Source organism: Rhodococcus gannanensis (assembly GCF_042681175.1).
GTDB lineage: Bacteria > Actinomycetota > Actinomycetes > Mycobacteriales > Mycobacteriaceae > Rhodococcus_G > Rhodococcus_G gannanensis.
The window spans coordinates 414,495-428,643 of record NZ_JBHUFB010000010.1 but is presented as its reverse complement, the minus strand read 5'-3'; the positions used below and the strand labels follow the sequence as shown (position 1 = coordinate 428,643).

General features: G+C 71.1%; 13 protein-coding genes, 1 other RNA gene and 1 pseudogene. 9 read left to right on the top strand and 6 right to left on the bottom strand.

Annotation, left to right across the window (positions count from 1 at the left end):
- Positions 1 to 6: 6 nt before the first annotated feature.
- Positions 7 to 966: pseudogene (locus ACFSJG_RS12975) on the top strand (cobalamin biosynthesis protein); the annotation flags it as partial.
- Between the two features lie 6 nt (positions 967 to 972).
- Here the strand turns inward: ACFSJG_RS12975 and ACFSJG_RS12970 are convergent.
- Genes ACFSJG_RS12970 through ACFSJG_RS12960 form a run of 3 tightly spaced genes read right to left on the bottom strand, consistent with a single transcriptional unit; the run spans position 973 to position 3,160 of the window.
- On the bottom strand, positions 973 to 1,911 hold the full coding sequence (locus tag ACFSJG_RS12970; protein ID WP_378485625.1) for an SURF1 family cytochrome oxidase biogenesis protein: 939 nt from the start codon (positions 1,909 to 1,911) through the stop codon (positions 973 to 975).
- A gap of 60 nt (positions 1,912 to 1,971) precedes the next feature.
- A complete protein-coding gene (locus tag ACFSJG_RS12965; protein WP_378485624.1) occupies positions 1,972 to 2,463 on the bottom strand; it encodes a low molecular weight protein-tyrosine-phosphatase in 492 nt (163 codons plus the stop codon).
- Between the two features lie 25 nt (positions 2,464 to 2,488).
- Positions 2,489 to 3,160 carry an HAD-IA family hydrolase gene (locus ACFSJG_RS12960; protein WP_378485623.1) on the bottom strand — a complete coding sequence of 224 codons (672 nt, stop codon included), beginning with the start codon at positions 3,158 to 3,160 and terminating at the stop codon, positions 2,489 to 2,491.
- A gap of 47 nt (positions 3,161 to 3,207) precedes the next feature.
- Between ACFSJG_RS12960 and cobC the strand changes: the two genes are divergently transcribed.
- From cobC to ACFSJG_RS12935, 5 genes are all read left to right on the top strand, one after another.
- Positions 3,208 to 4,278 (top strand): Rv2231c family pyridoxal phosphate-dependent protein CobC, encoded by a 1,071-nt coding sequence (gene cobC / locus ACFSJG_RS12955; protein ID WP_378485622.1) that lies wholly within the window; start codon positions 3,208 to 3,210, stop codon positions 4,276 to 4,278.
- Positions 4,275 to 5,402, top strand: coding sequence for a Nif3-like dinuclear metal center hexameric protein (locus ACFSJG_RS12950; RefSeq protein WP_378485621.1), 1,128 nt, complete (start codon positions 4,275 to 4,277; stop codon positions 5,400 to 5,402). The genes cobC and ACFSJG_RS12950 overlap by 4 nt, the downstream gene beginning before the upstream one ends.
- Positions 5,403 to 5,544: 142 nt before the next feature.
- Positions 5,545 to 6,282: a zinc ribbon domain-containing protein gene (locus tag ACFSJG_RS12945; protein WP_378485620.1), complete on the top strand. Its 738-nt coding sequence runs from the start codon at positions 5,545 to 5,547 to the stop codon at positions 6,280 to 6,282.
- Entirely contained in the window at positions 6,279 to 7,406 is a 1,128-nt protein-coding gene (locus ACFSJG_RS12940) for a bifunctional RNase H/acid phosphatase (protein WP_378485619.1), read from the top strand. The genes ACFSJG_RS12945 and ACFSJG_RS12940 overlap by 4 nt, the downstream gene beginning before the upstream one ends.
- A gap of 283 nt (positions 7,407 to 7,689) precedes the next feature.
- Positions 7,690 to 9,090 carry a dicarboxylate/amino acid:cation symporter gene (locus tag ACFSJG_RS12935; RefSeq protein ID WP_378485618.1) on the top strand — a complete coding sequence of 467 codons (1,401 nt, stop codon included), beginning with the start codon at positions 7,690 to 7,692 and terminating at the stop codon, positions 9,088 to 9,090.
- Between the two features lie 50 nt (positions 9,091 to 9,140).
- On the opposite strand, the gene ACFSJG_RS12930 is transcribed toward ACFSJG_RS12935, so the two are convergent.
- A complete protein-coding gene (locus ACFSJG_RS12930) occupies positions 9,141 to 9,677 on the bottom strand; it encodes a DUF1697 domain-containing protein (RefSeq protein ID WP_378485617.1) in 537 nt (178 codons plus the stop codon).
- Between the two features lie 37 nt (positions 9,678 to 9,714).
- Here ACFSJG_RS12930 and rnpB point away from each other — a divergent pair.
- The 3 genes from rnpB to ACFSJG_RS12915 all read left to right on the top strand — a co-directional run bounded on the left by rnpB (position 9,715) and on the right by ACFSJG_RS12915 (position 12,211).
- An RNA gene (rnpB, locus tag ACFSJG_RS12925) (RNase P RNA component class A) lies at positions 9,715 to 10,128 on the top strand.
- Positions 10,129 to 10,550: 422 nt separating this feature from the next.
- On the top strand, positions 10,551 to 10,733 hold the full coding sequence (locus tag ACFSJG_RS12920; RefSeq protein ID WP_378485616.1) for a hypothetical protein: 183 nt from the start codon (positions 10,551 to 10,553) through the stop codon (positions 10,731 to 10,733).
- A gap of 80 nt (positions 10,734 to 10,813) precedes the next feature.
- Positions 10,814 to 12,211 carry an RNB domain-containing ribonuclease gene (locus ACFSJG_RS12915; RefSeq protein ID WP_378485972.1) on the top strand — a complete coding sequence of 466 codons (1,398 nt, stop codon included), beginning with the start codon at positions 10,814 to 10,816 and terminating at the stop codon, positions 12,209 to 12,211.
- Between the two features lie 25 nt (positions 12,212 to 12,236).
- On the opposite strand, the gene ACFSJG_RS12910 is transcribed toward ACFSJG_RS12915, so the two are convergent.
- Both ACFSJG_RS12910 and pip read right to left on the bottom strand, forming a co-directional pair.
- A complete protein-coding gene (locus ACFSJG_RS12910) occupies positions 12,237 to 13,094 on the bottom strand; it encodes a CHAD domain-containing protein (RefSeq protein WP_378485615.1) in 858 nt (285 codons plus the stop codon).
- A 41-nt stretch (positions 13,095 to 13,135) separates the two neighbouring features.
- On the bottom strand, positions 13,136 to 14,113 hold the full coding sequence (gene pip, locus ACFSJG_RS12905; RefSeq protein ID WP_378485971.1) for a prolyl aminopeptidase: 978 nt from the start codon (positions 14,111 to 14,113) through the stop codon (positions 13,136 to 13,138).
- Positions 14,114 to 14,149: the final 36 nt, after the last annotated feature.

Sequence of the window (14,149 nt, the reverse complement as noted above, 5' to 3'; positions counted from 1 at the left end):
GGTGCCGTGAACAGGCCCCACATCTCCGCACGCGCGACAGGTATCGTCCTGGGATACGCGGCCGACCGGGTGTTCGCCGACCCGACCCGGCGGCACCCCGTCGCAGGGTTCGGACTGGCGGCGGCCGCACTGGAGAACCACACGCATCGCGATTCCCGTCCGGCAGGTGCGGGCCATACGGCGCTGCTCACCGGCGCGGTGGTCGCAGGCGCGGTCGTCGCGGGCCGGCTGACGCGCGGCCTCGGCTGGGCGGGGGAGGCGGCGCTCGTCGCGGCCGCGACCTGGACCGCGCTCGGCGGTACGTCGCTGTCGCGGGTAGGGGACCGGATGGCCGACCGGCTCGACGCGGGAGACCTCGACGGTGCACGCGCACTCGTCCCGTCCCTGTGCGGTCGTGACCCGAATTCCCTCGACGAGGCCGGGATCGCCCGCGCCACCGTCGAATCGATCGCCGAGAACACCTCCGACGCCACCGTCGGCCCCCTGGTGTGGGCGGCGATCGCCGGGGCACCCGGCGCGCTCGGATATCGCGCGGTGAACACCCTCGACGCCATGATCGGATACCGCTCGCCGCGTTACCTGCGCTTCGGCTGGGCCGCCGCCCGCCTCGACGACGTCGCGAACCTCGTCCCGGCCCGGCTCACCGGACTGCTCGCGGTCGCGTCCGCACCGGTGGTCGGCGGTTCCCCGGCTGCCTCCGCCCGGGCATGGCGTCGTGACGCGTCCGCCCACCCCAGTCCCAACGCGGGTGTCGCGGAGGCGTCGATGGCGGGAGCGCTCGGCGTCCGGCTCGGCGGGCGCACCGAATACTCCCACGGCATCGAGGAGCGGCCCTCGCTCGGTGACGGACCGGTACCGGAGGTTCGCGACATCGCGCGGGTCACCCGGCTGTCCGAGGTGGTGCAGATCGGAGCCACCGTGGTGTGCGCGACGGTGGTTGCAGTCGTCGCCCGCAGTCGGGTGCGGTAGCGGTCAGCGCCGCTTGCCGTAGCGGTCGGCGAGCTTCGCCTCCGCCGCGGTCATCGGCGCCGGTTCGGCCTCCGCCTGGCGTCCGAAGCGTCGACGCGGCACCGTGACGTCCTCGACGGGTGCCGGTTCGGTGGCGACGGACGCGACATCTGCGATGGGAACATCGGCCGCGACGGGCTCGGCGGCGACGACCGTGCTCGCACGCTCGCGGCGCCGTTCCCGAATCTCTGCGCGGACGAAGTAGGCCAACCCGAGCGGTGCCATGATCCCGAACGCGAGCCACTGCAGCCCGTAGGAGAGATACGGGCCCGCGTCGAGTTGGGGGAGCGGAATCGGATTCAGCGCGCCCGGCTCGCCCGCCGAGAGCTGGAACCACGCGTCGACGAGTGGCAGACCCACTGTGGTGCCGACCTGCCCGGCGTCGAGGAAGTACACCTGCGGGATGCCGTTCTCGACGATCGGATCCTTCCCGGGGACGGTTCCCTCCGACACGCGGGCGCGGGCGTTGACGGTGACCTCGCCGGCGGGTGCGGGTTCGATCGGCGGAGCCAGGGTGCCCTGGACCGGACGCACGAAACCGCGGTTGACGAGGATGACCTCGCCGCCGGCCAGACGCATCGGCGTCAGCACCTCGTATGCGGGATCGCCCTCGATCGACCGCAGTCGCACCAGCGCCTCGCGGTCCGACAGGTACGTGCCCGTCGCCGTCACCTGCCGCCACTCGTCGTCGGGGTTCAGCGGCCCGGATTCCGGCAGGATCGACTGGACGGGCACGGGATCCGCGTTCACCGACTGCTCGATCAACGCGTTGCGGTGCTCGGTGTTCGTGTTCTTCCCGAGCTGCCACGGTGCGAGCACGGTGAAGCACATGTAGGCGAAGCCCGCCACGACGACGGCGAGCACCAGCCAGCCCGGACGCAGCAGAAAACTCAGTCTTCGCACGCCACCACGGTACTGGGAGCGTCGGCTGAGACCGAAATGTCGGTGTTCGGAATCACTCGGTCACAGGTGCTCGCGAACCCACGCGAGCAGGCCGGGGACGGCCGCCTCGATCTGCTCCCGGACCAGATCGAAGTCGGTGGCATCGCCGTAGTACGGATCGGGAACCGAGGCGTCGTCCGCGTCCGGGTCGAAACTGCGGAGCAGCCGCCTGCGGTCCGTCGGCACCCCGAGGTGCGCGAGCTCGCGGTCGTGGCCGGTGTCCAGGGCGACGACCAGATCCGCGTCCAGATGGTCGTCGTCGACCTGCGCGGCGCTATGCCCGACCGGGTAGCCGTGCGCCCGCAGTACCGCCGTCGTTCGGTGATCGGCCTCGTCGCCGACGTGCCAGCCGCCGGTCCCCGCGCTCGACACCCGCACCTCGTCGGCGAGGCCCGCCTCACGGAGATGCCCGAGCAAGATCTTCTCCGCCATCGGGGAGCGGCAGATGTTGCCGGTGCAGACGAACGTGACGTGCAGGCGCGCCGAGTCGGCGGAAGATGCGTCCAGGACCACGGCGGCAGGTTACCGCGGTGGTCCGTCAGTGCGTGGGCAACAGGATCGCGTGCAGGTCCGCGACCGTCTCCGCGGTCCACGCGGCGTCGTCGGCCTCCGAAGCGTCCCCGTATCCCCACCGCACGAACACCGTCGGAATGCCCCAGTGCGCCGCGCCGTGCACGTCGTGGATGCGGTCGCCGACCATCACCACACCGTCGGTGCCGCCCGCGACGGGGTCGACGCCGAGCGAACGCAACGCGTGTTCGATGACGTCCGCCTTCGCCCGCCGCGACCCGTCCGCGGACGCCCCGGCGATCACCTCGAAGCGGTCGGCCAGCCCGAAGTGGTCGAGGATCCGGTGCGCGAACCGCTCCGACTTCGACGTCGCGACCGCCAGCCGCCGATCGGTTCCCGCCAGCGTGCCGAGGAGCTCCGCGATGCCGTCGAATACCGCGTTCTCCGCCCAGCCGACGCGGTCGTACCGGTCGAAGTACACGGCGAGCGCCCGTTCCGCCCGCTCCTCGTCGAGACCGACGGCGCGCAGGGAGTCGGCCATCGGCGGACCGAGCACCAGGCGGGTCAGATCGCCGTCCGGCTCCGCGGCGCCGACCGATGCCAGCGCGTGCCGGAAACCGGTGACGATGCCGGGAGCGGAATCGGTGAGGGTGCCGTCCAGGTCGAAGAGGGTGATGGCGGAGGAACTCACGGCGACCATCCTGCCTCCCAGTCGGGAGCTGCGCCGGACCGCCATAGACTCCGGGCGTGGACTCACCGCCCCCCGACGGGATCGACCGCCCCCGCTCCGACGGAATTGATCTCCGCCATCACGGCGACGTGGACGCCGTGCCCGGACTGCTCGACTTCGCCGTCAACGTCCGCGGCGACGGCCCGCCCGACTGGCTGGTCGATCGGCTGGCCGCGTCGCTGCCCGTCCTCGGGCGGTACCCGTCCGCGGACGCCGAGCGTGCGGCCCGTGAACAGGTCGCCGCGCGGCACGGCCGCAGTCCTGACGAGGTGCTGCTGCTCGCCGGCGGCGCCGAGGGGTTCGCGATGCTGCCGAGACTCGAGCCGCGACTCGCCGCGTTGATCCATCCGTCGTTCACCGAACCCGAATACGCGCTGCGGCAGGCGGGCGTCCCGGTGCAGCGGGTGCTGCTCCCGCCGCCGTATCTGCTGGACGCCGCGGCCGTTCCCGCCGCCGCGGACCTGGTGGTCCTCGGCAACCCGACGAACCCGACGTCGGTACTGCACCCAGCAGACGAGATCCTCGCCCTGCGTCGCCCCGGCCGCGTCGTCGTCGTGGACGAGGCATTCGGGGACGCCGTCCCGGGCGAACCCGAGTCCCTCGCCGCTGCGGCTTCGCGCGACGTGCTGGTGCTGCGGTCCCTGACCAAGACGTTCGCGCTGGCCGGTCTGCGGTGCGGGTACGCCCTCGGGCATCCCGACCTGCTGGCGAAGCTGGTCGTCGGCCGTCCGCACTGGCCGCTCGGCAGCCTGCAACTCGAGGCGATCAGGGCCTGCAGCGAACCGGCCGCGGTCGCGTGGGCCGAACGCGAGGCCGAGGTCATCGCATCGGAGCGCGCCGAGATGATCGACGTGCTCACCGGCGCCGGGATCGAGGTCACCGGACCCGCGCGGGCACCGTTCCTACTGCTCCGCGTCGGCGACGCCGACCGCGTCCGGCAGGCACTGACCGAGCGAGGTATCGCGGTCCGGCGCTGCGACACTTTTCCCGGACTCGATGCGGACCACATCCGCGTCGCGGTCCGCGCGGCCGAACCGGCGCGACGACTCGCCCTGGCGTTGGAATCCGTTCTGGAGGTGGTGGCATGACCGTGGCCCTGTCCGAGGTGATCTCGGCGCTCGAGGAGGCGTACCCGCCGGCGCTCGCACACGGGTGGGACTCCGTCGGCCTGGTCTGCGGCGACCCGACCGAGCCCGTCGAGAAGGTGATGGTCGCGGTGGACGCGACCGCCGCCGTCGTCGACGAGGCTCTCGCCGCGGGCGCGCAACTGCTGCTCGTGCACCATCCGTTGCTGCTGCGCAGCGTGGACACCGTCGGGGCGCACACCCCGAAGGGGGCGCTGCTGCACCGACTGATCCGCGGTGGCTGCGCCCTGTACACCGCGCACACCAACGCCGACTCCGCGGACCCGGGTGTCTCCGACGCCCTTGCGGAAGCCGTCGGCGTCACCGTCACCGGTCCGCTCGACCCGTCCGCGTCCGAGCCCCTCGACAAGTGGGTGGTGACGGTCCCGCAGTCGGCGAGCGCGGCGGTCCGGGACGCCCTGTTCGCGGCGGGCGCCGGCCAGGTCGGGGACTACAGCTGCTGCAGTTGGACCGTCGCGGGCACCGGACAGTTCCTGCCCGGCGACGGCGCCACCCCCGCGATCGGCACGGTCGGTGCGGTGGAGGAGGTCGTGGAGGATCGGATCGAGGTCGTCGCGCGGCGGCCGCTGCGGTCGAGGGTGCTCGCCGCCTTGCGCGACGCCCACCCCTACGAGGAACCCGCATTCGACGTCCTCGAACTCGCCGACACCGGGTCGGCGCTCGGCATCGGTCGTATCGGTGTCCTCGACACCCCGCTGACGCTGCGCGAGTTCACCGACCGGGTGCGGCGCGGCCTGCCGGAGACGGCGTGGGGGGTCCGGGCGGCCGGCGATCCCGACACCGTCGTCCGCACGGTCGCCTTGTGCGGCGGCTCGGGCGACTCGTACCTCGGTACCGCGCGGGCCCGGGGCGTCGACGCCTACCTCACCGCGGACCTGCGACACCATCCCGCCGACGAGCACCTCCGCGGCGGCGGTCCGGTGCTGATCGACGTCGCGCACTGGGCCAGCGAGCAGCCGTGGTGCGCGCAGGCGAAGGGCGTCCTCGACGCCCGCTTCGGGGACGTCGACGGCTGGTCGGTGACGGTTTCCGAGGTCCGGACCGACCCCTGGACGCTCGGCGGTTGACCATCCCCGTCCCCTGGCTGAACGCCACGTTCACGCGGTCTGTCCGCATGAACGTGGCGTTCAGCCGTTCGGAGGGTGGGCTGCGGGCGGTAACGTATGCGGAGCCCTCACCCCTCGAACCACAAGCAGGAGCGAAGCCCGCGTGAACGTCGACCCCCGGATCCAGGCCAAGCTGCTCGACCTCGCCGCGGTCGACACCGAGCTGACCAGGATCGCGCATCGCAGGCGCACCCTTCCCGAGCAGGAGGAGGTGCAGCGCCTCGAGGCGGACCGGGTCGGACGCAAGGACGCCGCCGTCGCCGTGCAGATCGTCCTCGACGACCTCGACCGCGACATCGCCAAACTCGAAGGCGAGGTCGACGCAGTGCGCAAGCGCGAGGACCGCGACCGTCAGCTGCTCGAGAGCGGCACCGTCGCCGCCAAGCAGCTCACCGAGCTCGAACACGAACTCGTCAGCCTGACCCGCAGGCAGGGCGCGCTCGAAGAGGACCTCCTCGAGGTGATGGAACGCCGCGAGGCCACCCAGGCCGACTACGACCACGCCGGCGGGCAGGTCGACCAGATCGACGAGACCCTCGTCGACGCCACCCGCCGACGCGACGACGCGCTCGCCGACCTGGACACCGCACAGCAGCGCTGCGACGCCGATCGGACCGCGCTGGCCGCCGAGTTCCCCGGCGAACTGCTCGCCCTCTACGACCGCCAGCGCAGCGGCGGCGGTGTCGGTGCCGCACTGCTGCAGGCGCGACGCTGCGGAGCGTGCCGGATCGAGATCGACCGCGGTGAGCTCTCCCGCATCGCCGCCACCGCACCCGATGTCGTCGTCCGATGCCCCGAGTGCAGCGCGATCATGGTGCGCACCAAGGAATCCGGTCTGTGACCACCCGTGTCCGCGTCGAAGCCGACGGCGGTTCGCGTGGTAATCCCGGTCCCGCCGGCTACGGCGCGGTCGTGTTCGACGCCGACACCGGTGCGGTTCTCGCGGAGCGATGCGACGACCTCGGGATCGCGACCAACAACGTCGCCGAGTACAACGGACTGATCGCAGGCCTGTCCGCAGCCGCCGAGCTCGGTGCCGAGGTCGTCGACGTCCGGATGGATTCCAAGCTCGTCGTCGAGCAGATGTCGGGACGGTGGAAGGTCAAGCACCCCGACATGATTCCGCTGGCGAGGCGCGCCGGGGAGATCGCGGACGGGTTCGCGCGCGTGACCTACACGTGGATTCCGCGCGCAGAGAACGGACACGCCGACCGGCTGGCCAACGAGGCGATGGACGGGGAGGTCCGCACCGCCGCGACCCCGGTTCCCTCGCGAGAGGACGTCGTCGAGGTGGCCCCGGTACCCGCAGCGGTGGAGAAGGTGCCGACCTCGCCGGGGTGGACGGGCGCGGTCGGTGCACCGACCCGACTGCTGTTGCTCCGGCACGGGCAGACCCCGCTGTCGGTCGAGCGTCGCTATTCCGGCCGAGGCAACCCCGACCTGACGGATGTCGGACTCACCCAGGCGGCGGCCGCGGCGAAACGGCTCGCGGATCGCGGCGGCATCGCGGCGGTCGTGTCGTCGCCGCTCGGTCGCGCCCGGCAGACGGCGCAGGCCGCGGCGGATGCGCTCGGCCTGCCCGTCACCGTTCTCGACGGCCTGACGGAGACCGACTTCGGTGACTGGGAGGGCCTGACGTTCCGCGAGGCCGCAGAGCGGGATCCGGAGCTCCACAGGTCCTGGCTCGGTGACACCTCGGTGCGGCCCCCGGGTGGGGAGAGCTTCGACGAGGTTCGGCTTCGCATCGAGGCCGTCCAGGACGACCTGGTTCGCGAGTACCCGGGGCAGAACGTGCTGGTCGTCTCGCACGTCACGCCGATCAAGACGCTGTTGCAGTTGGCGCTCGACGCCGGGCCGTCGCTGCTGTATCGCCTGCACCTGGACCTGGCGTCGCTGTCGATCGCCGAGTTCTACCCGGACGGCGGGGCGTCCGTCCGCCTGGTCAACGACACCTCCCACCTCTAGGGCCGGTGCGCGTTTCTGGTAGCTGGAGCCACCAGAAACGCGCACAGGCGCGAAGCGCACTTTTTAGCGGGGGTAACATGTTGCGCGTGAACTCGCTGCTGACCAGTCGACGCTTCGTCGACAACTGTCTGCAGTCGAGTGCCGTCTGTATCAGCTGACCCCGGTCGACGATCGTGTCCCGGGCGGCCGTGTCCATTCACCGGCCGAGGAATTCGCTTCCCATGTCAGCCCCCTCTGCGTGCACGTGTGATCCGTGCTGCGCGCATCCAGAAAGGTCCGTCGAATGTCGGCCCCCTCCAGCGCCCCCACCCGGCGCAGCCTGCCCTCCTGGGCAACGTCCTTCGGCACGCAGATCGTCATCGGTCTCGTCGCCGGTGTCCTGATCGGCCTGCTCGCCCGTGCCATGCCGACGGCCGCCGACGGCAACCCGAACTGGCTGGTCGGCACCATCACGACCATCGGGTCCAGCTACGTCGCGCTGCTCACCGTCGCGGTGATCCCGCTGGTGTTCACCGCGATCGTCAGCTCCATCGCCAACCTGCGACAGGTCGCGAACGCGGCTCGTCTCGCGGCGCAGACCCTGCTGTGGTTCGCGATCACCGCGTTCGTCGCCGTCGTGATCGGCATCGTCGTGGGCCTCATCGTCCAGCCCGGCGCCAACACCACCGTCGATGCCGGAGCGGCCGCGGCACCCAAGTCGTCCGGATCGTGGTGGGCGTTCCTCACCGGCCTCGTGCCGCAGAACTTCCTCGCGCTCGGCGCCAAGACCACCGTCACCGACGCCGGCGCTGCGACGACGTCGCTGAGCTTCAACGTGCTCCAGCTGCTCGTGATCGCCATCGCCATCGGCATCGCCGCTCTCAAGGTGGGGGAGAAGGCGAAGCCCTTCCTCGACTTCAACGCCGCGCTGCTGGCGATCGTGCAGAAGGTCCTGTGGTGGATCATCCGGCTCGCGCCGATCGGTACCGCAGCGCTCATCGCGAAGGCCGTCGCAACCTACGGCTGGGACGCGCTCGGGCAGCTCGGCTGGTTCACCGTCGCCGTGTACGTCGGCCTGGCGCTCGTGTTCTTCGTCGTCTACCCGGTCCTGATCCGCGTGCACGGACTCTCGGTGCGGCGCTTCTTCTCGGGCGTGTGGCCTGCGACCCAGCTGGCGTTCGTCTCCCGCTCCTCGATCGGCACCCTGCCGCTCACCGAACGCGTCACCGAACGCAACCTCGGCGTGCCCCGCGAGTACGCATCCTTCGCGGTCCCGCTCGGCGCCACCACCAAGATGGACGGCTGCGCCGCGATCTATCCGGCGATCGCCGCGATCTTCGTCGCCCAGTTCTACGGTCTCGACCTGACCCTCACCGACTACCTGCTGATCGCGGTGGTCGCGGTGATCGGATCGGCCGCGACGGCGGGAACCACCGGCGCGACGGTGATGCTGACCCTGACCCTCTCGACGCTCGGCCTGCCCCTCGCCGGCGTGGGTCTGCTGCTGGCGGTCGAGCCGATCGTCGACATGGGCCGGACCGCCGTCAACGTCACCGGTCAGGCGCTCGTCCCGACGGTCGTCGCGAAGCGGGAGGGCATCCTCGACGAGGACCTGTACAACGCGGAGCGGAACGGCGATCCGTTCGCGGACGAGGACACCGAGTCGCCGGCACCGTCGACCGAGCGTGAATCCGTCCACGCCTGACGGCCCGCTGCGCCGCCGTGCGTGATCTTCTCCCCTCTCCGGGGAGAAGATCACGCACAGGCGCGGAGCGCCTTCTGCAGGGTGCGCAGGTTCCGGTTGGTGGTTGTCGACTTGTACTTCGCCTTGCCGGTCAGCTTCCCGAACGGACTCTTCAGCGTCTGACCGCGCTCGACGTGCCAGTACAGGACTCCGTCGCCGAGCCGGATCTCCTCGTCACCGAGGTCCAGATCCGCGGCGGCCGACATCATCTCCGCGAGTACGGCCGGATCGGACGCCAGCAGTACGTACGGATGCCAGCCCTCCCGCTCGGCGTCGAACGGGAAGGCGTCGACGATCCGCGTCAGCGTCGGCACGTCGACCAGCACGATCCACGCGTCGTAGCCGAACCGCTCACGCAGCACTGCCTCGATGTCGGACTTGACCTCCGCGGAGTCCGTGCGATCGGAGTCGAACAGGACGTTGCCCGACGCCAGCACCGTCTTCACGTTCTCGAAGCCGCCGGCGGCGAGCGCGTCCCGGACATCCGCCATCGTGATGCTGATGCCGCCGACGTTCACGCCCCGCAACAGGGCCACCCACCGTGTCATGTCCTGACCCTACGACCGAGTAGTCTGTACGGGCGGACGAGTTGGTCGGGCGGCCGCGGCGAGGGGAACCGTGCGCGTCGTGCGCGCAGGCCCGGCGCCGAGGAAAGTCCGGACTCCACAGAGCAGGGCGGTTGCTAACGGCAACCCGGGGTGACCCGCGGGACAGTGCCACAGAGAACAGACTGCCGGTGCGCGAGCGCCGGTGAGGGTGAAACGGTGCGGTAAGAGCGCACCAGCACCCCGGGTGACCGGGGTGGCTAGGTAAACCCCGCCCGGAGCAAGGTCGAAGGCCGCACCTCACGGTGCGGCTGCGCAGGTGTTCGAGGGCTGCTCGCCCGAGCCTGCGGGTGGACCGCTCGAGGTACCCGGCAACGGTGTGCCCAGATGGATGGCCGCCGCCCGGCGCTTCGCGCGCCGGGAACAGGATCCGGCTTACAGACCAACTCGTCCGCGTCCCGGCATCGCCGGACCGGCGAACAACCGGCCCCGGACACGACTGTGCCCCCGTCCGTCGACGGGGGCACAGTCGGATCCGGGGAGCTTCAGATGGGGTTGACGACGAGCAGCGTGGCCCAGTGCTTCGCCTCCTGCTCGCCGACGTGCGGCAGCAGGGCGTCGAAGAGGATGTACGACATCGGCTCCATAGTGGGTGGTTCTCCGTTCAAGGTTCGTCGCGACGCAGCCGATCCAGGACAGATCGAAGGCCACGGTCAGCCGAGGGGAGTCGACGTACCGTGGCCCGCTGCGGCCGTAAGAGTCTCATGGTTGTGACTTCCACTCAAGGGGACTGGTGGAATTCCTGTGGGGACGACCAGAATTTGGTGGCAATTCGGTCTCGTGGTGGGTTCGCGCGTGATGGAGCACACTGGAGAAATGAGCGACGACGACAACTGGTACTACTGCGTTGCGGACGGATCGGTGCGTCAGGGCAAGGATGCCCGCGGACTCGACCGGATGGGTCCCTACCCGGATCGGGCCACGGCTGCACGGGCCCTGGAGATCGCCGCCGAACGGAACCGCGCGGCCGACGACGCCGATCGCGACTGGGACGACTGATCTCGTCGGCGGTGCCGCGCGCGGTGACCGGCCGAGACGGCCCGCCACGGTGGCACGGGTCGTAGGCTCCGATCGTGACCATGCGCATCACCGCCCCGGGCATCGACTTCGACGCGATCCGAACCGAATTCGCCCTCGACGGCGACTTTCCCGCGGCCGCGCTGGCGGAGGCCGACGGTGCGCGGGACGGCTTCGCGGCGGACCGGGTCGATCGCACGGACCTCTCGTTGGTCACGATCGACCCTCCGACGTCGATGGATCTGGACCAGGCGCTGCACCTGGAACGGGCCGACGCCGGATTCGTTCTGCACTACGCGATCGCGGACGTCGCGGCGGTGGTCAGGCCGGGAGGATCACTCGACGCGGAGACCCGTCGGCGCGGTCAGACGTACTACCTGCCCGACGGTTCGGTGCCGCTGCATCCGCGGGTGCTGTCGGAGGGCGCGTCGAGTCTGCTTCCGGATCAGGTCCGCCCCGCCGCGCTGTGGCGGATCGACCTCGACGAGAACGCGGAACCGGTCGCCGTCGACGTCCGCCGGGCCCTGGTGCGGTCGGTCGCGCGATTCGACTACGCCGGGGTGCAGGCGGATCACCGTCGGGGAACGCTGCATTCGTCCATCTCTGCGCTCCCCGAGTTCGGCAGGCTCCGTGCCGCGTCGGCGCTGCGGCGCGGCGCGATCGAACTGAAGCTGCCCGAGCAGGCCGTCGTCGCGGACGGCGCGGGATGGCGTCTGGAGGTGGAACCCCGCACCGAGGCCGACGACTGGAACGCGGAGGTCTCCCTGCTGACCGGGATGTGCGCCGCACGGATGATGCTGGACGCGAGGATCGGGCTGGTGCGGACGCTGCCGCCGGCGCCGGACGACGCGGTGGCGGCGCTGCGCCGGTCGGCCCGCTCGCTGGGACTGCCGTGGCCCGAGGACGTCCCGGTCGGATCGATGCTGGCGGGACTCGACCCGAACACTCCCGAGGCGCTCGCGATGATGAGTGACGCGACGGCGCTGCTGCGCGGCGCGGACTACGCCGCATTCGACGGTGGAGCCCCCGATCTGACGGTGCATGCCGGTATCGGCGCCCCGTACGCCCACGTGACGGCGCCGCTGCGGCGCCTGGGGGACCGATTCGCCACCGAGGTGTGCCTCGCGGTGTGCTCGGGCGAGGAGGTGCCGTGGTGGGTGCGGCAGGCGCTGCCGCGCCTGCCCGACACGATGCGTGGGTCGGATCAGTTGGCGGGCAAGGTCGATCGGGCCTGCGTCGACCTCGCCGAGGTGAGCGTGCTCGCCGACCGCGTCGGCGAGACCTTCGACGCAGTCGTCCTGAGATCCGCGGAACGCAAGCGTGACGCCGAGGTGTTCGTCCTGGATCCGATCGTCGTCGCGCGGTGCGCGGGCGACCCGCCCGAGGGTGTGCGGGTCCCGGTGCGCCTCGTCTCGGCGGACGCCGTGACGCGCCGAGTGCAGTTCGCCTACGAGCTCTGACACGTCCTGGGGAGTCGGCTACAGGCTACGGCGCATCTCGTCGCCGCACGACGTTCAGTGCCCGGCGTCCCGCCTTGCTCGACGTCCGTGCCCGCCGGGTTTCCACGGCCGCGACGACGCCGTAGGTGAAGGTGTCCTCTCCCGCGGCCCGCGCCCGGTCGGCGGCCGCGAGCAGCTCGTCACGGGCGACGACGGCGTCCTGATGGGTACCGAGCACCGTCTGCAGATCCTCGGCTGCGGAGGCGATCCGCTTCGCTCCGGACCTCGACGCGCTGAGCGCCTCGCCGGCGTACCGCAGCGCTTTCGCTCGTTTGCGGGTTCGGTGCAGGGCCGTGTCCGGGCCGGGGGCCGTGGCGTCCGAGCGCAGTCCCGCCTGCCGTCCCGCCTTCAGCACGCGACGCCGGGCTCGCCGGAACTCCTTGCGAGGCCGGCCGGAGGATGCGGGTCGTTCGCACAGCGCCTCCAGGTCGGTCAGGAGCGCCGCGAAACGCGGGCTCGCGAGTGCGTCCACCACCTCGCCGTGCGCGACGCGGTATCGGTCGCGGTACGCATCGACCAGCCGGTACCGTGCCGTACCGCGGACCAGGTGCGGCGAAAGACCGTCCAGCACGTCCGCGAAGTGGTCGGCGAGCACCTCCGCGTCCCGTGCCTCACCGAGAACCGTTCCCAGCCAGCGTAACTCGTCGCGAACCGCCTCCGACCGGGGGAACGTCGTCGAGTACGTCCGGAGCACGCTCCGCAAGCGGCGGGCCGTCACGCGCATCTGGTGCACCGCATCCGGTTCGTTCGCGCGTACCGCGTCCGTGGCGGAGGACAGTCGCCGTGTCAGTGCACGGGCGTGGTCGACCACCGCCGCCCGGTCCCGCCGTCTCCGTGTGCCCATCCTTCAGGTGTACCGCACCGGGCGACGCGGTGCAGGACGCGTCAGCGACCGCGGAACGAGTCCGTCGCCTCGATCAGGCGATCGGTGATGCCGGGCTCCGCGGCGGCGTGCCCGGCGTCGTCGACGATGTGCAGCCGCGCCGACGGCCACGCCCGGTGCAGCGCCCACGCCGTCGTCACCGGGCACACGACGTCGTACCGACCCTGCACGATGACGGCGGGGATGTGCGCGATCGAATCGATCCGGTCCAGTAGCTGGTTCTCCTCGAGGAAACCGTGATTGACGAAGTAGTGGTTCTCGATCCGCGCGAACGCGAGTGCGAACCGCTCCTCGGCGCTGCGGTCCACGTGCTCCTGCCTCGGTACGAGCTCGCTCGTCGAGCCTTCCCACGTCGACCAGGCGACGGCTGCCGCGGTCGCGACGTCCGGATCCGGATCGTGGAGCAGCCGGTGGTACGCCTCGACCAGGTCGCTGTCCCGGTCGGATTCCGGGACAGCGGCGACGAACTGCTCCCAGCGGTCCGGGAAGATCGCGCTCGCGCCGCCGTTGTAGTACCAGTCGATTTCGCTGCGCCGCAGCAGGAAGATCCCCCGCAGCACCAGCTCGGTGACCCGATCGGGGTGTGCCTGCGCGTACGCCAGCGCGAGCGTCGAACCCCACGAACCGCCGAACACCTGCCACCGCTCGATCTCGAGGTGCGCCCGGAGCTTCTCGATGTCGGCGATCAGATGGCCGGTCGTGTTCACCGACAGGTCCGCGCCGTCCGCAACGTGCGGTGTGGAGCGGCCGCAGCCGCGTTGGTCGAACAGGACGACGCGGTACGCCTGCGGGTCGAAGAACCGGCGATGGTCGGGGGTGGTGCCACCGCCCGGCCCGCCGTGCAGGAACACCACCGGCTTGCCGTCCGGATTCCCGCTCTGCTCCCACGCGATCGACTGTCCGTCACCGACGTCGAGCATGCCGGACAGGTGTGGCGCGGTCGGCGGGTACGGGGTGCGGATCACCCGGGCGGCGTGCATCCCCGGGGCCGTTCCGCCGCCGTGCTCCGACTTGTC

Excerpts from the sequence above, each read along its gene's own strand:
- ACFSJG_RS12960 (WP_378485623.1), bottom strand. The coding sequence starts at position 3,160 with ATGGTCGCCGTGAGTTCCTCCGCCATCACCCTCTTCGACCTGGACGGC.
- ACFSJG_RS12950 (WP_378485621.1), top strand. The coding sequence starts at position 4,275 with ATGACCGTGGCCCTGTCCGAGGTGATCTCGGCGCTCGAGGAGGCGTAC.
- ACFSJG_RS12935 (WP_378485618.1), top strand. The coding sequence starts at position 7,690 with ATGTCGGCCCCCTCCAGCGCCCCCACCCGGCGCAGCCTGCCCTCCTGG.
- ACFSJG_RS12930 (WP_378485617.1), bottom strand. The coding sequence starts at position 9,677 with ATGACACGGTGGGTGGCCCTGTTGCGGGGCGTGAACGTCGGCGGCATC.
- ACFSJG_RS12920 (WP_378485616.1), top strand. The coding sequence starts at position 10,551 with ATGAGCGACGACGACAACTGGTACTACTGCGTTGCGGACGGATCGGTG.
- ACFSJG_RS12915 (WP_378485972.1), top strand. The coding sequence starts at position 10,814 with ATGCGCATCACCGCCCCGGGCATCGACTTCGACGCGATCCGAACCGAA.
- ACFSJG_RS12910 (WP_378485615.1), bottom strand. The coding sequence starts at position 13,094 with ATGGGCACACGGAGACGGCGGGACCGGGCGGCGGTGGTCGACCACGCC.
- pip (WP_378485971.1), bottom strand. The coding sequence starts at position 14,113 with ATGCACGCCGCCCGGGTGATCCGCACCCCGTACCCGCCGACCGCGCCA.